Raw genomic sequence first — 21,414 nt, forward strand, 5'->3', positions numbered from 1 at the left:
GGATCGTTAGCTCAGTTGGTTAGAGTACTTCCTTGACATGGAAGGGGTCACCGGTTCGAATCCTGTACGATCCACGAAGCCCCTCGGCAAATGCCGAGGGGCTTTTTCGTGCGGTAGCGTGGAGAATTTATTCTCCAAAGCGGACGCATGAAAAAGCCGCGGACCGCGAAGCGGTTCGGTGGGGCTTCGGGTAAGGAGGCCGCCGGAGGCAAAGGATCAGCGAAGCTAATCCTGTACGATCCCGCGAAGTGGGATGGGAGGCCTTTTTGTTGATTAAATGATTAAAATAGTTTAACTATTGATTAGAGGCCTTTTAGGGGCAGCCATTGCTGAAAAGTATTTTTGAGGCGCTTGTGATCGGGAATATGAAAATAAAAGGAAATTTTTATGTCCTACTGCCCCCGAGCGGTGGTGGTGAAATTCCCATGTTGGCAATTGCGCGCGGCATGATGCAAATTATACACTTGCGCCACATTTTGAAACGATTAGGGATATGAAAATATGGAGACTGGCTTTTTTACAGCTTTTTCCGCTTGTATTACAAGCGCAGATAAGTGCGGTAGACGCGGGGAAGGGAGGGGAGAACAACAATGTCACGGACATAGTGGTGGTCTTTAAAATGCATTTTGACATCGGATACACCGAATGGGCGGGGGCGGTGCTTCAGAAGTACGCGGGACCTATGTTGGATAAGACCCTTCGGTACATCGATCAGACTTCCTCGCTGCCGAAGAACGAACGATTTGTGTGGACCGTGCCGGGCTGGCCATTACACTATATGCTCGACAATTGTTCCCCTGAGAATAAGATCAGGCTGGAGAAAGCCATCAAAGACCAGCGTATCATTCCGCATGCCTTGCCCTTTACCCTGGAGACTGAGGCAAGTGATATGGAGAATCTTACCCGCGGGCTGTCGTTTACAGATAACATCAACCGCAGGTGGGGACTAAAACCTGCACGTGACGCGAAGTTTACCGATGTACCCGAACATTCGTGGGTAATTCCGACCCTGTTAAAAAATGCAGGGGTGGATGTTTTGCATATTGGCTGCAATCCGGGCTCTGCGTCGCCGGCTGTACCGACCTTGTTCTGGTGGCAGGGGCCCGATAGCTCAAGGCTGCTGACCTTCTACTGGGATAAGTATTATGGCTCCGGTATCCTGCCTCCAAAGGACTGGCCATACAAAACCTGGCTGGCCATGATCATGACACATGAAAATACCGGTGCGCCTGATCCCGAACTTGTAGCCGGACTAATAAAAGAAGCCAGGCAGAAAATGCCGAATGCGAGAGTGCACATCGGACGAATTGCTGACTTTTATGACCTGTTGATGAAGGAGAAACCCAATCTGCCGGTGATAAGAGGAGATATGCCTGACACCTGGATCCACGGCTTTATGTCCGCGCCGGAAGATGTCAAGACGAATAAAATATTTCAACGTGAAACATATGTCGCCGAGCAGTTGAATGCCCACATGAATATATGGAAAGGCAAACATGTCTCGATCGATAAATATGTGGACAAGGCGGCAGAAAATATGCTGCTGTTCGATGAACACACATTTGGTGCGGCCCTATCGCATGGAAACCAGCCATATTGGAAATATGGAGATGATTTTGAGATAAACAAGGCCGAGGGAAATTATTATTTCCTGGAAAAGTCATGGGAGGAGAAATCTGCCTATCCACGAACGGCCGAGAAGATCATGTGGCCCCTCAAGCGCAACCTCCTCTTCGAACTGGTGAAGTCCGTAAAGAACAAGGAGCGGCATGTCACCGTTTACAATCCCCTGCCCTGGCCCCGCCACGGGCATGTCACTTTGTTCCAAAGCTTTTATGAAACGCCCCTCCACGAGGCGCCAGTGATCGCAGCGCTGAAAGACCCGGGGACTGGACAACTCATCCCTGTATACCAGGACCGTAACCTGCTGTCTTTTGATGCAACGGAAATTCCTGCGGGCGGGTATAAAACTTTTGAGGTGGTCGATAATCCCGGAGAACTGTCCTCGTCGCTGCTACACGATGAGCAAAACCAGACCATGGAAAACAAGTTTTTTAGATTGACCATCGATCCGCACACGGGCACATTGCAATCCATCCGGGATAAGGTCAACGACCGTGAACTGGTGAATTCGAAAAGTAAATATGGTTTCGGGGAATATGTTTATGAACGACTGGGGCAGGACCAGATCGATGCCTATGATAGCAATTATATCAAGCCTGGCAATGTCGATTGGGCGGCACAAGAGTTTATCCGATGGAAAGTGCCCAATCAACACAATATAAGATACACCGGGTCATGCGATAGAATTGAGTGGCTCAGCAACAAAAGCATGATACGTGCAACGGCCTTATGCCGGCTGAACGACAGCACCGCGCAGCGTTACCTGGTGACCTATACCCTGTACGAAAATGAGCCCTATATCGAGATCACGATGGGACTGAATGGAAAGAGACCTGTTCCCGATCCCGAATCAGGGTGGGTGGCTTTCCCGTTCAGCCTGGACAAGCCGGAATACCGGCTGCTGCGCACCGGCGGTGTCGTAGACCCGCAAAGAGATCTGGTGAATGGCGCCAATCATGATTTTTATTTTTTAAATACTGCCATGGCGATGTATGACAGTAGCGGCGGCATTGGATTGAATTGTCCGCACACGCCTGGTGTAAGCATCGACCAGCCTGGGATCGGGGTGTATTCAAGATCAAGAACCCTGACTTCGGGTACCGTGTTGTCGAATTTGTACAACAATGTCTGGGGTACCAACTTTACCGAATGGATCGAAGGGTCGCATGCTGCAAAATTCTACGTCTGGAGTTACAAAAATTACAATGCGGAATCGACTTTTGTCACACCCGCCGAAGAAACGCGTACCCCGCTCAGCGCCGCTTATTATGCGCCGACAGGTCTTTCATTTGCTTATAATTATGACACCAATGGCGACCTGCCCGACACGCAGGGCGGCCTTATGCTGGATCGAAAGGGGATCCTGGTCACGTCTTTCAATACACACGGGAATGAAGCTATGATCCGGCTGTGGGAAGAAGCAGGCAACTCGGGAAAATGTACCGTAACGCTGCCTCAGCATTCGCAATTTAAGCTCGCTTACCCATGCAACCTGCGTGGAGAAGGCACGGCAAATGCGGCGGGTATCCCTGTTTCCATGAATTCCTTTGTATTTGAGATCGGGCCCAATCAGCCAAGGACGTTTCTGTTGAAATGAACGCATGGGCGGATGTCTGGGTCGGCCCAGGCGAAATAAACGATAATATTCCACCAGATGAGGAGTCAGTTTATAAAAATAACCGCCAACTCGAATGAGCCCATTGTCGTTACAGAGGTCGTTGAAAAAAGGTTTTCCGCGTTGTTGCATTATCATCCGGAACTTGAGCTTACATTGATATTGGAAGGCACAGGTAAACGATTTGTTGGAGACAGTATAGAGGAATTTCAGCCGGGGGATCTTGTATTGGTGGGTGAAAATATCCCTCATTACTGGTGCAGTTCCCCTATTTTGTCAGAAGATAGTTGCGCGAGGGCAATCGTATTGCAGTTTAAAAAAGATTTCCTTGGCGAAGATTTTTTTAAGCTGGCCGGAGCTGAACATATCGACAGATTGATCAATGACGGGCGGGGAATTTGTTTAAAAGACGCCAATGCAAAGGCCATCATACTTGATAAATTGCTTAAGTTCAATCATCTGAATACCTTTGGGAAAACTTTGCTACTACTTGAAATACTCGATCTTTTCGCAAAGTCGGAGGTTCATTACCTATCCAGTCCGGGATTTAAACCATCTCTTCACGAGACAGAGCTTACCAGGATGAATAAAGTATATAGTTACGTATATCATAATTTAGGTAATCCTTTGGAAATAGCTGAGATCGCAGGTCTTTTAAATATGAGCGTTTCCACATTTAGCCATTATTTTAAAAAAAGAGCCCAGAAGACGTTTACTCAATTTGTCAATGAAATGAGAATTGGCCTGGCCAAACGTTTATTAATCGAAACTGAAAAGTCCATCGCGGAAATAGCATACGAATGTGGCTACGGCAGTTTATCTAATTTCAACAAGCAGTTTAACGCTTTGGTGAATCTTTCGCCAAGGACTTTTAGAAAGGGCTATTCCTAATTAAAGAATATTTCATCGACAAAAAAATACGGGGTTTGATTTATTTTACCTGGCTGCGACGTTCTGCCTGCCGGCTTAAAAACTATTTTCAGGCTCGATGCAAGACAAGCTTTTGGTAGTTTACATTCTATGCTCCTGGTAACGCCTGAATTTGGATCCGGGGATCTCTTAGGAGTCATCCTGCAAAGCAATTTTGTATCGGCGTTATTGACGTCATTCCAGATCTCTATCTCACCGGGTAAATTATCGCGAAGCGAGTTTATCGTAATTGACTTTAAATTAGCGGGGCGGGCAAACTGTACATACAATGCCAGATCTTTTTGAGAACCGATCCACTTACCATCAGCAATAAAGCCGCTGCCCAGGTCTTTGTCAATTAATGATCTTGCCCGTTGAGGGCTTGATTGAAAACTTGGAAATGTCAGAAAGCTAATGCTATCGGGAGTGTACGTGCTTTTGTGAAATTCGAACTGCGCAACATCACTGCTAAGCCAGCCGGCTTTATAAGCCCTGACTTTCAACGAGATGTTGTCCTGACTGCAGACGATCCCGGGTTTATACAATGGCGAGGACACACTATCCGGCTGGCTTCCATCGGTGGTATATCGCATTTCCACGCCGTTGATCGGATGAGATAACTGCAGCAATAGCGCGTTCGAAAATACCAAGGGCGTCTTAAGTTGGGGAAAATTCAGTTTTATGGGTTTTCCATCATCCTTAAAGCCTTCCGTGTAGTTGATATTTTTATTGGTTTGTTTTAATTTTGAAATTTCGTCGGCCTTGAGACCGCAATTCCATAGAACGACATTTTCGACGTTCTTTAACAGGCCTAATTGTTTTGCTGCGTCGGGAGATAGTCTTGTTCCGGAAAGTGACAGTGATTTGAGATGCTTAAGGACTGCCAGTTCCTTCAACGTAGTCCCGGTGATGTCGGTAAAGTTTAGATTCAAGCTCCTTAAGTTCTCGAACTTTGCAATATCCTTTAGTTCCGCGTCCTTCACAGGCATGTGGTCCAGGTAAAGAGATACAATCTGTTTTTGGATCGGGCTCAACTCCTCCAATACCTTATGATCATAATTTTTTCTATTGTAAATATTGACGCCTAGTGCCGGGGATTCTTTTCCCATTGCAGAGACGGAACGATAGTTAGTATTTAATTTTTTGATCAATTTTTCATCGGCGGCGGCAAAGGCATATTCGTCCCCGGTGTTGCCGGCGGGTTTTAATATGGCGGCAGACAATTGGCGAAGGGAGTCATTTAAAGGCAAGTCGATTACTTTCTTCTTGAAGTCGACCTTTTCCTTTATCCAGAGATAGAGTAGTTGAGCCTCGTCCTCCGTTAATTGAGGTTTGCCCTTTGGCGGCATATGTTCCTTTTCTCCATCGGGCAGGTGGATCCTGCGCAAAAGCAGGCTAACCTGTGGTTGCCCGGTTTCAAATAATTTGCCGGTCCTGCCACCTTTTAGAATGGATTTTTCATCAACGAGCATTAAGCCACCCTTTTGCTTGTCGGCATTGTGACAGCTAGTGCATTTATTTTCAAAAATGGGAAGGATCACATCGCTGAAGACTAACGCCTGCTCTATAGAGATATCTTCTTTTGAAGGTTTCAAAACGGGCTGCAGGACAAAATTTGCTCCATGTGTCAGGTCGGCTCCAAAGTGCCCCGCGACAACGAGGCCAAGGGCTGACGCCAGGGATGCGGATCGGGCAACCCTTATGGAATACCAGGAAGCATTCCGGCACCAAACTATAGCGGACGAAATGAGAACGACGCTTGCTCCGAACCATTTGTGCAATTCCAAAGTGCTGCCCTCATAGCCGGGTTCCTTTGATAGGAGTATCCCCATGACTACGGTTATTGCTGCGGAGAGGGCCCCAACAAGCCATAATAATGTGATAAAATTTTGAATTAGTTCCTGCTGTCTTATTCTTTCTTTAAATCTAAACCATTCCAGCCCCATCGCCATAATAAGTATCACAATGGGGAAATGAAGAAGTAACGGGTGTAGCCTACCGGCCGGTTGAAGCCATTTGGGCACGACCAATTCGTTAATGAATACCAGTAAAAAAGCAATGAGCGAATTCAGAGCTATTAGCAGGTTTGTTGCATACCTGCCTATGTTCCGTATTGACATCCCGGGGGATTATTTAAATTAGTATATCTCTAACTACGTTTCCACCAACATCGGTTAACCTATACCTTCGCCCCTGGTTCTTAAAAGTGAGCTTGGTGTGGTCCAGCCCCAGCTGGTTAAGGACTGTTGCCTGGAAATCATGGACGTGCACCTTATTTTTTATGATATTGTAGCCGAACTCGTCTGTTTCACCATAAACAACTCCTGGTTTGATACCGCCTCCGGCCATCCATATACTGAAACAACGGGGATGGTGATCCCGGCCATAATTGTCTTTTAGCAATTTGCCCTGACTATAGTTCGTGCGCCCGAACTCTCCTCCCCAAATAACCAGTGTTTCATCCAATAAACCACGCTGCTTGAGGTCGGTGACCAATGCTGCGGATGCCTGGTCGACATCTTTTGCCTGACCAGCCATCTCCTGAGGAAGGTTAGCATGCTGGTCCCAGCCCTGATGATATAGCTGGACAAAGCGAACACCGTTCTCCGAAAGTTTTCTTGCTAAAAGGCAATTTGCTGCGTAAGTCCCCGGGACCAGGCAGTCCGGGCCGTACATTTTTATCGTATCATCCGATTCTTTCGATATATCCAACGTCTCAGGGACGGCGGTTTGCATCCTGTAGGCCATTTCATACTGCTGCATTTTTGCGATTATTTCAGGATCACCGAGTTCTTTGTAGTCTATTTCATTGAGTTGAGCTAATTTATCGAGCAGGCGGCGCCGGTCCAACCTGTCTAAGCCATCGGGGTCATTCAAATATAGCACCGGGCTTTCGCTATTGCTAAGCTGCACTCCCTGGTGTATTGAATCTAAGAAGCCATTGCTCCAAAGCTTGGAGTAAACACCCTGACCGTTCCCCTTTCCTTTCGAAAGCAGGACGGTGAACGTAGGCAGGTTCTTGTTATCGCTGCCTAATCCATAGCTAACCCAGGATCCCATGCAGGGGCGATTGCCCTGCGTGGCGCCCGTCTGAAAGAAGGTCAATGCGGGATCATGATTGAAGGATTCGGTAAACATGGACCGGATGATACAGATATCGTCTACGATCTTTGCTGTGTAGGGGAAAAGGTCGCTTATCCATGCTCCCGACTGCCCATATTGCTTAAAATCATAGAAAGATCCGGCAAGTGGAAGAGACTTTTGCCCAGCCGACATGGTTGTTAATATCTGACCGCCACGAACAGAAGGTGGTAGCTCCTGTCCCATCATTTCTCTTAACTTTGGCTTATAATCGAAAGATTCCAACTGGGAGGGCGCGCCGTCCTGGAACATATAGATTACGCGCTTCGCTTTGGGTGCAAAGTTCGGGATCCCAGGAGTAAAATCCGGTTCATCGTCGGCGCCCAGCCTGCTAAAAAGTTTGGGCATAAGCAAGGATCCTAAAGCCACACTTCCCAGTCCCAGGCTCAGCCGGGATAAGAACCGGCGCCTGTTGATATTCAAATGGTGTTCTAAAATATTTTTTTCCATTCTCTTTATGATTTTGTTATGGCTTCCTCAAGGTTATATATGGCATCAACCACTTCCATCATGCTCGCAAGCTCGACCTTGTTCATACCACTTGGTATCGGATACTCTCCCACGTTCAATACTCTTTCGGCTTTACGTTGATCGAATATTTTTTGTTGCTGTACATAATAAGAAACAAGGATCGAAAGTTCCTGCTGATCAGGGCTTCTGTTAATGATCAGCCTAAAGGCCTTAAATATTTTATCGTTTAAACCTGTCTTTTCTTCCAGGAGCTTCGCTGCCAAAACTCTTGCTGCCTCCAAAACAGTAGGGTCATTCATCATGACCAATGCCTGAAGGGGGGTGTTTGTTCTTGAACGGTTTACCTCACACTGATCGCGGTTGCTGGCATCGAATATGGCAAAGGCCGCCGGAGGTACCGTCTTCTTGACCAAAGTATATATTCCACGCCTGTATAAATTCGGACCGTGAGACTGCTTGTAATCTTTAAATGTCGAGCCTGAGCTTCCGGCGCTTTCCCATAACCCCGCGGGCTGATAAGGATTTACACTCGGCCCTCCAATAGAGTGAACCAACAGCCCGCTGCTTTCCAGTACCACGTCTCGGATGATCTCTGCGGGCAACCGGGAACGAGAAGTCCGGGAAAGCAAAACATCCTCGGGATCGATCTTCATTTTTTCCGGAGTCATCAGGGCCGATTGGCGATAGGTAGCCGACATTACCATCTGCCTGATCAGTCGCTTGATATCCCATCCGTGACGCATAAAATCCACGGAAAGCCAATCCAGCAGCTCTAAATGCGATGGGAGACCGCCCTGCATGCCGAAGTCCGCGCTGGTCTTTACTATTCCCCTTCCAAAAATTTCCTGCCACATCTGATTAACGAAAACACGTGCGGTCAACGGGTTGGCCGTGTCAAATAGCCACCTGGCAAGACCCAGCCGGTTTTGGGGATAGGAGTCATTAAAGGGTAGGATCGCCTTGGGTGTGCCCGGGTGTACCTCATCGCCGTATGTATTATAGTCACCACGCAAGAGTATATGGGTTTTGCGATATACCTCGCTATCGCCCATCACCGAGACGATGAGATTGTCTGTATCGGGCTTGTTTATAAATCTCAGCACGTTCTTTACATCGTCATTCGTAATACTCATTTTGGGCTTTTTTGCATAGGTCTGCGACCCGCCCTGCTCTTCAAAGGACTCTTTGACGCTGTTGAAAAATGAAAAGACCTGGTAATACTCCTTTTGCGAAAAGGGGTCATATTTATGATCATGACAATGGGCGCACTCCAGCGTTATACCCAACAACGCTTTGCCAAATGTATTGGTACGATCGGTGACGTAAGCCACGCGGTATTCTTCAGGTATGATGCCCCCCTCCTCTGTTATTTTATGGTTCCTATTGAACGCTGTGGCAAGTATTTGTTCTTTTGTCGCATTGGGCATAAGGTCACCGGCTAATTGCCAGGTTACAAATTTGTCGTAGGATAGGTCCACATTAAATGCATGGATCACCCAATCTCTCCAGGGCCACTGGCTGCGATAATTGTCGTTTTGATAACCATAAGTGTCCCCAAATCTTGCTACATCGAGCCAGTGCAGCGCCATTTTTTCTCCATATGCCGGACTTTTTAGAAGCTCATCGACGACTTTTTCGTATGCTTTGGGGCTGTTGTTGGCTAAAAATGAATCCATCATTTGAAGGGTCGGAGGAAGGCCGGTCAGGTCGAGACACACCCGTCTTAACAAACGTTCCCTGTCTGCTTCGGGGTTGGGCGACAGATCGTATTTTTCGAGTTTATTCAGTACGAAATAATCAATTTCATTTTTCGGCCATTTTTTATCTTTCACAGGTGGCAAAGGCCATAAACGAGGCGGTACGAACGACCAATGTTTTTCAAACTTAGCTCCTTGTTTTATCCACTTTGCAATCAGATCTACCTCATTTTGTGTCAGCTTTTTTAAATTTGAGGATACTGGCGGCATAATTTCAGCGGTATCCTCCGTTGAAACCCGTTTGAAAAGCTCAGACAAATCTACTCTTCCAGGCACCAAAGCATGTGCGTTTGGATTATCCTTCAGCGCTTTATATGCCTCTTCGGGTATGTCAAGCCTTAGCCCTGCTGCTCTCTGAGTCGAATCGGGCCCGTGACATTTATAGCATTTGTCTGAAAGGATCGGGCGGATATTAAAATCATAACTTATTGTACCGGGTACCTGGTCATCAATCCCACGAACCGATGAAGAGCAACTGTTTAAGTGAAGAATGTATAGGAAAAACCCTGTGCCAAGAACAATTAATATATATAATCTCTTATTCATGAAATGAGTTGGCTGTCAGTTATGAAATGGATTTTTGTGCAAATATGGGTGTATGCCTGCTCTTTTTATTCCTCTATAATGCTGATTACTTTTACTGTATTGAACAAATGCTGCTACGGCGAACCCTAACCATGGTGATCCAGAATGAGCTCGGCATACCTTTAAGATTGGAGAACAGGAGGAGTATCGAAAGGACCTGCAGTGGAGGTTGATAGAGAGGGGTAGGACAGGCGTTCATACTGACAATGAGTCGATGATCTCTTTCCTGTATTGGGACGGCGTCTTCCCAGTAATCTCCTTAAAAAACTTGTTGAAATTCGTCATGTTCTGATAGCCGGACTGATAGCCGACATCCGATATGGACAGCTCGTTGTTGTGGAGCAGCTTGCACGCATGACCCACCCTCAGTTCGTTCAGGAAGCGGGAGAACGGTTTCTGCGTGCGACGTTTGAAAAAACTGCAAAACGCGGGCGGCGAGAGATTGGCGATGGCTGCTACCTGCGGCAGGGATATGGGGTCGGTGAAATTTTTGAGCAGGTATTGATAAACCGTGCTCATCCGCCTGGTGTCCTTCTCATTAAAAGAGTGCTGGTATCCTATAGATGCGAGACATTCGTATTCGGTAGTATCCAGGAACAGTTTGATCATGTCAAGGAAGTCGATGACTTTTTCCAATCCCTTTTTATGAACGATGCCCCGGAGTTTGGTAGTGGCATATTGCTGCGTATCACCCGTGAAGCGTATGCCGCGCCTGGCCTTCTCCAGCAGGTGCGTGATCTTTAGCTCATAGTGTTCGTCCTTTGTCAGGTGCAAAAGAAAATTTGGGTTGAAATACGTGACGATCGCCTTGGCCGTGCCGCGATCGATGTCCTTGAAATAGTCCGGATCGTTGTACCAGATATGCGGCAGATTCGAGCTCATCAGTACAAGATCGCCGGAAGAAAAATTAGAAATATTGTCGCCTACGACGCGTTTGCCGGAGCTTTCCACCACGAAGTTCAATTCGCACAATTCATGGAAATGAAAGGGGGTGTTGAAATGATCGCAATCCAGCTGTTTGATAAAGAATGTCTCCTCCTTTTGCAGTCCTACTTCTATCAGTTGAGCTTTCATGACAAGCGATTTTCGTATCCCTAATGTAGTACAATTCTTTATTTGTAGAAGAATTTTCTCGATATAATGCCCGAAATACTTCAATTGGATTAAAATAATTGTAATAGAAAATAATAAAGTTTTAGCTGCCGGATCAGCCGCAATCTATCTTCGTAAGGGCGCCACACAACAAACTTTCACACGGTAACCTCTATCCCGGCACACCTTATTCCTCCATTTTAACAATATTTTTAAAACGCGACGAACTGCTATTATGAAAAGAGAAAATTATTTACTGCAGCATCTTCCCAGGATGATCTGTTCTTTTTGTTTCGTGCTTATATGCACCTTTTCTTCCTCCGGCCAGCAGACGGCAGGTCCTGTTACCGGAGTCGTCATGGACAGCGCGAGCGTGCCACTGCCCGGTGTCAGCGTACAGGTTTTGGGCAGCAAGGGCGGAGCCATAACGAATGAACGCGGCGAGTTCAGTATCAAGGCGGCCGAAGGCGCCCGGCTGGTATTTACCATTACAGGGTACAGGACGGAGAGCGTACAGGTGCGGGGCGACGCGCCATTACACATCGTATTGACGGCCCAGGTCGGTGTGCTCAACGATGTAGTGGTAATTGGATATGGTACACAGAAAAAGGTCGATGTGACGGGCGCGGTGGCGTCTGTCAAGGCGTCTGACATGGCGGACAGGATCACCTCCAACCCGCTGGAGGCATTGTCGGGCAAGGTCCCGGGTCTGAGTGTTTACAACAATTCCGGAAGGCCCGGCGGCGGTGTGAGTGTCAATCTGCGGGGATTCAACTCCATTTCGGCTTCGAACTCACCGCTGTTCGTGATCGACGGTGTGGTGGGAGCGGATTTCCAATCCATCAACCCCAGCGATATCGAGACCGTGGATGTACTGAAGGACGCGTCCTCCACCGCCATTTATGGATCACGCGGCGCCAACGGCGTCATCATCGTCACGACCAAAAAGGCGAGGAACGGCGATTTCGGGATCTCCTACAACGGCAGCGCGAGCCTGAACACGCTGGCCCGCAGGATGGACATGCTGGATTCCAAAGGCTGGATGGAATGGTTCAAGCGGGCATGGGCCTATGATCCCAAGCGAGGACCCCTGCCGGACCTGCATGCTGACTATCCGCTTCTTTTTGACGCCGGCGAAAACCCGCTCTACAATACGGACTGGCAGAAGGCTGCCACCCGTAATGCTTTGTCCCACCGTCATTTTATTTCCCTGACCCAGGGTACGGCAAAGTCGAAAAATGGTTTTTATACGGGCTACCAGGACGATGAGGGGATCCTGCGTAATACATATTACCGGAAATTCACCTCACGTTACAATACTGAAATGAATCTCCGGTCCTGGTTCACCGTAGGCGGCGACATCTCCTACAACCAGATCCGGACCAATCGGGTGGATGACTTTGCCGTGGGCGCCGAGAACGCCACCCGCATGCTCGTCGAGTTCCTGCCCATCTTCCCTATAAAATATCCCAACGGGGACTGGAGCAGGCTGGATCAGTTCGGCTATAACTTCGACGGAACGGGCGCACATACAAAAGCGGGCATTTATCCCGCCGAGAATCCCGTCCGCCAACTGGATCAAATGGTCAATCTTTATCTCACCGATCAGATCCTGCTGAACGCATTCGCCAGCGTCAGGCTCGCCAAAGGGCTTACCTTCAAGACCACCTATTCCTCGCAGGTGTTCTCCACAAAAAATAACCAGTACGTCGGCAAAGACCTGGAGGACATCGGCATAGCCAACAGTGGTTCAGCCATCGTAGGTAATTCCAGGACCGTATACTGGCAGGCCGAGAACTACCTGACCTATGACCGGAACTTCGGCGATAATCATCATTTGAACGCCGTGCTTGGCGCCAGCTGGATGGAATCCACGTTGGAGAGCGCCCAGGCCAGCGCCACCGGCTTTTCCACCGACTATTACCAGTACAATAACCTTGGCGCAGGGTCCGTTCTCGGCACGCCACAGTCCGGCTACAGCAATTACAAGCTGAATTCCTATTATGGCAGGCTCAATTACGCCTACCTGGACAAATATCTGGTGACCTTTACGGGTCGGTATGACGGGTCGTCGAAGTTCGGTGACGCCACCAAGTTCGCGTTCTTCCCCTCCGGCGCCGTCGGCTGGATCCTGTCGAAGGAAAACTTCCTCGCGAACAGTCATTTTATTTCTTTCCTGAAGCTGCGCGGCAGCTATGGAATTACGGGGAACTCCGAGATCACGCCTTATTCGTCGCTGGGCAATGTGGGGGTCTATACCATCGGCCTTAACGACCAGATCGTGAAGGGCACCGGTCCCGTCAGCGTCCCGAATCCCAACCTGAAGTGGGAGCAGACGGCTCAGACAGATGTGGGCGTCGACTTCCGGGTATTGGACAATCGTCTGTCCCTTACGGCTGACTATTATAAGAAAAAGACCACGAACCTGCTGTTGAACGTACCCATCTCTTCCGTCACAGGCTACACGTCCGTCACTACCAATATCGGCAGTCTTCAGAATACGGGTTTAGAGCTGGCTGTGAACGGAGACATCGTCAGGAGCCACAACCTGAGCTGGAGTCTGGGTGCGCAGATCTCCACCAATACGAACAAGATACTGGCGCTTGGTACTACCAATGCAGATATTTTCCCTGGTCCCAATTTTCTGGGACAAACCAATATCCTGCAGGTGGGCAAGCCCATCGGTAATTTCTGGGGTTTCAAGCGCGTGGGCACCTGGAGCGACAAGGAGGCCGCCGAGGCCGCTTTGTATGGTAAGAAGCCGGGTGATATCAAACGGCTGGATGTCAATAACGACCATGTTTTCGACAACAGCGACGCCATGGTGTTGGGCAATATGTTCCCGAAGTATGAGCTGAATCTCACCACCTCCGTACGTTACAAGAACTGGACCCTGAGCGCAGACGTACAGATACGGCATGGCAATAAGGTGATGAACATTACCACCCTGACGGTGGAAGACAGGCAGTATTATGCCAACAGCTATGCGAGCATCCTCAAGGATGCCTGGACACCCGACCACCAGAATACCGTCGTGCCTTCGCTGCGATTTTCGAATATCGACCCCTGGGGCACCGATCTTCCCTTTTTCATGGACAGCCGTTGGGTGGAGGATGGGAGCTTTGTCAGAGGCAAAAGCATCAATCTCGCGTACGCACTCCCGGACAAGCAAGTGCTGAGGCTGGGACTCACCGGACTGCGGTTTTATGCCAATGTGCAGAATTTCTTCCTGCTGTCTAAATACAGAGGCTTCGATCCCGAGGTCAGCACTTTCGGCGGATCGTTCGCACAGGGTATAGAATTCTATGGCTCACCCAGACCGCGCGCTTATACGATAGGCCTTACTGCTAATTTCTAAACATATTGCATATGAAAAATATTGTTCTCATACTTTTGATCGCGCTTGGACTTTCCGGTTGCAAAAAATGGCTGGAAGAAGCTCCCAAGTCTGTTATTACGACCAATCAGTATTATAAGACCCAGCAGGATGCCCAGTCGGCCGTCAATGGGTTATATTACTTCCTTTATCCACCCTTCACAGGCGGAGGCAGGAACTATTCCTACGCCATGTTGGAGCTAGTGACAGGACAGTTCCGTACAGTGTCCGAAGGCAATGACCTGGTGAACGTATACAATCTCCGGCAGAACTCGGCGAGCCCTTTGCTGCAGCAATGGTTTACATCTGCCTACCAGGGTATCGAAGCTGCCAACCTCGTTATCGCCAATGTCCCGAATATTTCCATGGATGCTGCGCTGAAAAAGTCGATGGTCGGAGAAGCGAAGTTCCTGCGGGCCTACTATTATTACACGCTGGTGAACATATTCGGGGATGTGCCCTTGAAGCTAAAACCTACGGCCAGCGCCGCGGACGGGCTTATCCCCAAGACGGCAGTAAAGGACATCTATGAGCAGGCCATCGTTCCGGACCTGCAGGATGCGGAGTCCAGCGGGCTAGCCGCCACGCCCGCCGGCAGCGGCAGGGCCAGCACCGGCGCGGCTAAAGCGCTGTTGGCAAAGGTTTATCTCAGCATGGCTGGCTTTCCCGTTGCAGAGACCGACAAATATGCACTCGCGCGTGACAAGGCGAAGGAAGTAATAGACGGCGGGGATTTTCATCTCTTCCAGTCCGATGGATCGCTGACCTGGTTTAACAAGCTGAACAACCCCGACTTCGACAACAAGGAGGAGAACATCTTCAGCATCAATTTCGGTTTGGACATCGTCAACAATATTCTTCCCATCGAGCTTTATCCGAAGGGCGTATCATTCAATCGCAACGGCTATGTCAACAACGACATGGGGCTGCTGTATCCCGAAACTGGCTTTCTAAGCTCATACGATCCGGCGGACCTGCGAAGGCAGGAGAACGGCTTCTTTTACGACACCATCAATGTCGACGGGACGAAGTACAGCTTCCCCTGGAGCCTTTATAAGTTCTTCGACAAGAATTTGCTGGACAAGGCACCCCGTTCCGGCAAAGATTTTCCACTGATCCGGTATGCGGATGTGCTGTTGACCTATGCGGAGGCACAGAACGAGGCGGACGGGAGTCCGAACACCGATGCCTTTTCTGCGGTCAACGGCATACGCAGCCGCGCAGGTCTTCCTGCCCTGTCGGGGCTCAGCCAGGCAGATTTCCGGACGGCCGTGTGGAAGGAGCGGATCTGGGAGCTGTGCGCGGAGAACAAGGCATGGTACGACATCGTGCGTACGCATAAGATATTCGATGCGACAAACGGGCTCTTTGTGGATGCGGTGGGTTTTGTCCTTCCGTCCGGGGCTACCTTCCAGTCAGCCAACCTTAAATTTCCCATACCCTTGTCAGAAGTACAGGTCAACCCATTGCTGAAATGATAGAACGTATAAAGATCGTAGTACTCCTTGCCGTGGCGCTGGTTCCCGGGTCCAGCCACGGTCAGGGCATGAGCCATGACTATTTCACAGGTGGCATGATCCATGTCGTGCCTTCTTCCCATCAGGACATTGCGTGGATGGATACGCCCGATAGCTGCAAGCGTTTTCGCGATCTCTTCGTCATTACGCCTGCGCTGCGCCGGCTCAAGGAAAGCAGGGATTTTCGTTTTTCGGTCGAAAATGCATTGAACTTATACGAATACCTGGAACGTCACCCGGACCGGCTGCCCGAGATCGCCCAATACACACGGGAAGGAAGACTGGAATGGGGTGCTACCTATAACCAGCCATATGAAGGATTGTATGACGGAGAAGCGCTGATCCGCGAGGTCTATTACGGCAAGAAGAAGCTGGAGAAACTCCTGCCGGGCGGGAAATTTACCTGTGCCTGGTCGGAGGATGTACCCGGCAGGTCGCTGCAGACGGCACAAATTTTTTCGAAAGCAGGGATACGCTATTTACAGTTCAGCCGGTTCCAGCCCGGGGTATACAGGTGGTACAGCCCCGATGGAAGTCATATCACGTGCTGGACGCCCGGGCAGTACGAGGAGTCCGGGAGGGTGATAAGAGGCGCCGGCAGCGACGCGGAGAGGACAGCGGCCTTTGCGGATAAATTGTCCACGTTCAACGACTATTACAAAAGGCGATCGCTGCCGCCTGACCTTATCTATATCAGTTCGGAGGATTTTTCCGAACCCCTGGATTACGATGCCTATTTTGCCCATTGGAATAAAGAGGTGGGTGACAAGCGCAGCGATCTGCCGCTTATCAACTATGCCACGGGTTCGGAGGCGCTGGAGGCTTTGACGGCGGGCAAGGGGAGGATCGACAGTGTTATGGGTGAATATCCCAATCTCTGGCTTTATATCCATGGACCGACGCATGAAAAGGCCGTCCGTGCCGGACGCCTCGCGGCCAGGCTGCTGACTGCGGCCGAGAAGTTCTCCGTGGTCGACGGCGTGTTGAAAGGTAGTTTTTCCGACTATCCGCAAGGTATGTTCGACAACGCATGGCAGCATGCCATCTACCCCGACCACGGATGGGGCGGGGTACATGGAGACAGCACCGACATGATCTTTGCGAAGAGCTATGGAAAGGCCGCCTGTCTGGGAGATTCCATCTTGCGCAGCAAGCTGCAGCGGATCGCGAAGTCGATAAAATATAAAGACGCAGGCAAGGCGATCATCGTCTTCAACGCCCTGTCCTGGTCGCGGACCGACCCCGTACAGGCTACCGTCAGTACGGAGGGTATTTATGACAACGCGTTCCGGTTGCTGGACGAACAAGGACATCGGGTGGATTACCAGGTGATCTCCTCGCCCGGTCAGGGCCCGGATGCCAGACTTACCATCAGCTTCATCGCGCGGGATGTCCCTTCCATCGGCTACGCCACCTATTATCTTGTTCCGGGCCAGGCGGGCGACGCGGAAAAACTGGCTGTCAATATCACGGGAAATGTCATCGATACAAGATTTTACAAAGTGGAGCTGGCCGGAGGCGGCATTAAGTCTATATTTGATAAGACGCAGCAGCGAGAATTGATAGCACCCGGAAGGCTGCTGGCCGGAGAGGTGTTCTCCCTTCGGAGCGTCGGCAATGGCGCAGGGGAATTTACCAGCGTGCAACAGCCCACCATGGAAGGTTTTGAGCGAATGGGCCAATATAATGCGCCGTGGTCGCTGGTGGAGAATGGTCCTGTGCGTACGGTACTGGAGACGGTGCATCCGTGGCGCAACTGCACTGTACGGCAACGGGTGATCTTTTACACCATGGTCAGACGGATAGACTTCCAGGCGGATATCATCGGCTTCAACGGAGAGCGATCCCGCGAGTTCCGGATGGCGTTCCCGCTGAATATGGACAGCGCCCGTGTGGGCTATGAAGTGCCGATGGGTATTGTAGAGGTCGGAAAGAGCGAGCTCCCGTTTGCGCCGGGGTTTTCAAAGCCGGAGCAGATATACAATACGCCGTGCAGGGAGGTTCATCCCCGCGAAGTACAGGACTGGTTCGGGGCCTGGGATAACAGGGGTTCCGTTACGATCAGCTCCGACGTTGCAGTCTTCGACTGGATAGACCCTACGGGTCCCAATGACAAACCTGTCCTGCAGCCCTTGCTTCTGGCCAGCCGGAGGAGCTGTAATGAAAGCCCGCTGGCCAACTGGTATCTCCAGCGCGGAGACCACCATTTCACCTTCTCCTTATTTTCCAGTGATTTGAAAGGCCGTCCGGATTGGAAGGACGGCAAACAGGCGGCACAGCCTCTGATGGTAGTGGACGATATCCCTGACAGCCGAAGCCGGACTACGGATCCGGGGGCTGTCCTGCCCGAACGGTATTCTTTTGCCGGCGTGGATAAAGGCAATATCGTCATCTCTGCGATAAAAAAAAATGACGACCTGGATAAGATCATCCTGCGTTGCTACGACATGGAAGGCAGGGACACCGAGGCGGTGCTGAGCTGGTTCAAAGGGATCCATAACCTGGCGATGACGAATATCATCGAACAGTCTCCCGTGGCTGCCGGCGGCAAGGGGACGGTGTCAGTAAATAAATACAGCATAGAAACTTTCCAGTTCGATGCGTGGCCATTTAGAAAATAATCGTATATGAAGTACTTACATGAAAAGATGATTTTGTTTGCCGTTCTTTCTTGTTCTTTTGCGAATCCGTCAACCGGGCAGGTCCCGGCGGGAGGGACGCTAAAAGTGAACAACGCCTGCTTTGCCCTTCTGAAGGAGGCCAACCTATTGTCGGCCGGCAAGGCCGCCATTTATCTGACGGTGACTACGCATGAAGACCTGGCCTGGATCAATTCCATAGAAAGATGTAAGATCATGCGGGATTCGTTATGGCTGACGCCCTATATCGCGCGACTGCGGCAATCGCCCGATTTTCAAATGGACATCGAGCAATCTTCCATCGTCATGGAGTATATTCAACGGCATCCTGAGATGAAGGACACGATGGCAATGTATATGAAGCAGGGCCGGATGCTGGTAGGAGCTGCCTACACGCAGGTGTATGAAGAGATGTACGCGTCCGAGAGCCTCGCAAGACAGTTCTATTTTGGCAAGAAGTGGCTGCATGATCAATTCGGATACAACACGACCACTTATTATAATTCGGATGTGCCGGCCCGCAGCATGCAGATGCCGCAGCTGATGGCAAAGGCCGGGGTCACCGGGATGTTCTTCAGCAGGTTTGGCATGGGCCTTTACGACTGGAAAAGCCCTGATGGGTCCGGTATTACGGCATATTCGCCCGGGCACTACATCGACTTCTACAATATCCTGGCGAAGGAAGATACCGCGGGCATCGCCGCTATGGCCACGCAGGTGGTGTACTGGCTGAAGCATTTCAATGACAGGGGTATGGAAAAGGCCGTGCCCGCCGTCCTCAACTATGAATTCGGCTGGGATCAGAAAGCCGTGCGTAATTTATATCCATTCGTCAGCAGGTGGAACGGCATTTCCGTTGTGGAGAATGAGGCCGGAGAAAGGCTATCTGTCTCGCTGCCGAAGTTCCGCTTTGCCACATTCGATAAATTCCTTCAGGCGGTGAAGCAGGCTTCTTCCCATATACCCGTCATCGAAGGCGAGCGGCCGAATGTCTGGGTATATATTCACGGTCCCACACATCACTGGGCGCTAAGCGCCAGCAGGGAGGCGGACAAGCTGCTGCCCGCCGCAGAAAAATTTTGGTCCGTCAACAGGATGATGGATCCCGGAGTAAGTTATCCACAGCGTGAACTTTCACAGGCGTGGATGTCAAAAGTGTATCCCGACCATGGGTGGGGAGGGCTGGAAGGCCAATCCACCGACGATATCTTCCTGTCAAAATTCACCTATGCCCGTGATAAAGGGGACGAGCTGCTCGGCGGCGCCATGCGGCGGATTGCGGGCAGGATAGAAACGCCGGAAGAGAAAGGCGTGCCCGTCGTCGTCTTCAACAGCCTGAGCTGGCGGCGGACCGACCCCGTGTCTTTCGGGCTGCCCTCCTCGTTCAATGGCCGGACTGTGGAGGTATATGATAGAAATGGCAAGCGGGTCCCATGTCAGCAATGGCAGCGTCCTGCCTTGGCCGGCGCACCCGAGGAAATGCTCACCTTTATCGCGGAAGATGTCCCTTCCATGGGCTATGCCACCTGGTATATAAAGGCGGGCCAGCCGGCGGCCGCATTTGCAGCCCGGGCGGCAGACAGTGTAGAAGGGCGGTTTTACCGTCTCCGGATGGGCAGAGGAGGTATCGTACACCTGGTGGACAGGACCACCGGAAGCACATTGGTGGATGGCAGCTCATTGGCGGCGGGAGAAATATTTACCGTGCAGTCTATTGGTGAGGATGCAGGAGAGTTTGGCAGCGTGCAGCAGCCCACCATGGAAGGGTTCGACAGGACAGGCAATTACGACACCCGCTGGAGCATGACCGAGGATGGCGATATATACACGATATTGCATTGCCGGCAGGCGATACGTAATGCCACTGTGGAAGAGGACATTAAAATATACAAAACGGTGAAGCGTATAGACTTCAACGTTGCCCTGAAGAACTGGGACGGCACTATGTACCGGGAATACAGGATGGCGCTGCCCCTAAACCTGTCCGATGCCCGGGTGGCTTATGAAGTGCCGTTCGGTAAGGTGGAGGTTGGCAGGGACGAGCTGAAAGACCCCGCGGGGCAGATATATATGGACCCGCCGAAGGAGATCCATCCGCGGGCGGTCCAGGACTGGATCGACGCCTCCGGAAAGGCGCTGGGTGTAACCCTTGGGGTGAGCACGGCAGCGTTCGACTATACTGACATCACAGGGCTCGCTCCACATGCCACTCTTTTGCAGCCTATTTTGCTGGCATCGCGGAGAAGCTGTCATGGACAGGGGCCCAACTATCCGCAGACGGGCGATCACAATTTCAGCTTTTCGCTAATGACCCACGCGCCGGGATGGGAACGCGGCGCCCGATTTGGCAGCCAGGTGAACTCGCCGCTGGCAGCGGTCGCCGGTGCGGAGAGAATGTCCGGGAAGAAGCTGCCTTCAAGGGACAGCTTTGTATCCGTCAACAGGGACAATGTGGTCATCACTGCCCTGAAGAAGGCGGAGGACGACGATGGTACCGTACTTCGGATGTATGAGACAGAAGGAAAGGATGTGGAAGTGACACTGATCTTTCATAAGGAAGTCCGGAAAGCTTATCGCACGTCCCTTATCGAGGACGGGGCGAAAGAGATACCCGTGATGGGCAGACAGATAAAGTACAGGATGGGGCATAATGCCATCGAGACATTAAAAATTTACTGGCGGTAGCATA

Annotated in this window: 10 protein-coding genes and 1 tRNA gene; 7 read left to right on the forward strand and 4 right to left on the reverse strand. The window is 50.5% G+C overall.

All coding sequences use genetic code 11. The annotated features are described in order from the left end of the window. The 3 genes from Q4E93_RS16445 (at nucleotide 1) to Q4E93_RS16455 (ending at nucleotide 4,129) form a co-directional block, all read left to right on the forward strand. Nucleotides 1-74: transfer RNA gene (locus Q4E93_RS16445), tRNA-Val, on the forward strand. 419 nt (nucleotides 75-493) lie between these two features. Continuing rightward, the gene (locus Q4E93_RS16450; protein ID WP_303587009.1) at nucleotides 494-3,220 is read left to right on the forward strand and encodes a glycoside hydrolase family 38 N-terminal domain-containing protein; all 2,727 of its coding nucleotides are present in this window, start codon (nucleotides 494-496) and stop codon (nucleotides 3,218-3,220) included. A 57-nt stretch (nucleotides 3,221-3,277) separates the two neighbouring features. Further along, nucleotides 3,278-4,129: an AraC family transcriptional regulator gene (locus Q4E93_RS16455; protein ID WP_303587011.1), complete on the forward strand. Its 852-nt coding sequence runs from the start codon at nucleotides 3,278-3,280 to the stop codon at nucleotides 4,127-4,129. On the opposite strand, the gene Q4E93_RS16460 is transcribed toward Q4E93_RS16455, so the two are convergent. The 4 genes from Q4E93_RS16460 to Q4E93_RS16475 form a co-directional block, all read right to left on the reverse strand. Further along, nucleotides 4,126-6,267: a c-type cytochrome domain-containing protein gene (locus tag Q4E93_RS16460; protein WP_317505169.1), complete on the reverse strand. Its 2,142-nt coding sequence runs from the start codon at nucleotides 6,265-6,267 to the stop codon at nucleotides 4,126-4,128. The genes Q4E93_RS16455 and Q4E93_RS16460 overlap by 4 nt on opposite strands. Before the next feature lie 13 nt (nucleotides 6,268-6,280). Next, on the reverse strand, nucleotides 6,281-7,738 hold the full coding sequence (locus Q4E93_RS16465) for a DUF1501 domain-containing protein (RefSeq protein WP_303587015.1): 1,458 nt from the start codon (nucleotides 7,736-7,738) through the stop codon (nucleotides 6,281-6,283). A gap of 5 nt (nucleotides 7,739-7,743) precedes the next feature. After that, nucleotides 7,744-10,062, reverse strand: coding sequence for a PSD1 and planctomycete cytochrome C domain-containing protein (locus Q4E93_RS16470; RefSeq protein ID WP_303587016.1), 2,319 nt, complete (start codon nucleotides 10,060-10,062; stop codon nucleotides 7,744-7,746). A gap of 234 nt (nucleotides 10,063-10,296) precedes the next feature. After that, nucleotides 10,297-11,175, reverse strand: a complete 879-nt coding sequence (locus Q4E93_RS16475) for an AraC family transcriptional regulator (RefSeq protein ID WP_303587018.1) — start codon at nucleotides 11,173-11,175, stop codon at nucleotides 10,297-10,299. Between the two features lie 253 nt (nucleotides 11,176-11,428). Between Q4E93_RS16475 and Q4E93_RS16480 the strand changes: the two genes are divergently transcribed. Genes Q4E93_RS16480 through Q4E93_RS16495 form a run of 4 tightly spaced genes read left to right on the forward strand, consistent with a single transcriptional unit; the run spans nucleotide 11,429 to nucleotide 21,410 of the window. Next, complete coding sequence (locus Q4E93_RS16480; RefSeq protein WP_303587020.1) at nucleotides 11,429-14,551, forward strand: SusC/RagA family TonB-linked outer membrane protein; 3,123 nt, start codon at nucleotides 11,429-11,431, stop codon at nucleotides 14,549-14,551. A gap of 11 nt (nucleotides 14,552-14,562) precedes the next feature. Beyond that, the gene (locus Q4E93_RS16485; protein ID WP_303587022.1) at nucleotides 14,563-16,047 is read left to right on the forward strand and encodes a RagB/SusD family nutrient uptake outer membrane protein; all 1,485 of its coding nucleotides are present in this window, start codon (nucleotides 14,563-14,565) and stop codon (nucleotides 16,045-16,047) included. Beyond that, nucleotides 16,044-18,707 (forward strand): glycoside hydrolase family 38 N-terminal domain-containing protein, encoded by a 2,664-nt coding sequence (locus Q4E93_RS16490; protein ID WP_303587024.1) that lies wholly within the window; start codon nucleotides 16,044-16,046, stop codon nucleotides 18,705-18,707. The genes Q4E93_RS16485 and Q4E93_RS16490 overlap by 4 nt, the downstream gene beginning before the upstream one ends. 6 nt (nucleotides 18,708-18,713) lie before the next feature. Next, entirely contained in the window at nucleotides 18,714-21,410 is a 2,697-nt protein-coding gene (locus Q4E93_RS16495; protein WP_303587026.1) for a glycoside hydrolase family 38 N-terminal domain-containing protein, read from the forward strand. Nucleotides 21,411-21,414: the final 4 nt, after the last annotated feature.

Origin of the sequence: Flavitalea plasmicola (genome assembly GCF_030546645.1) — a bacterium.
GTDB lineage: Bacteria > Bacteroidota > Bacteroidia > Chitinophagales > Chitinophagaceae > Puia.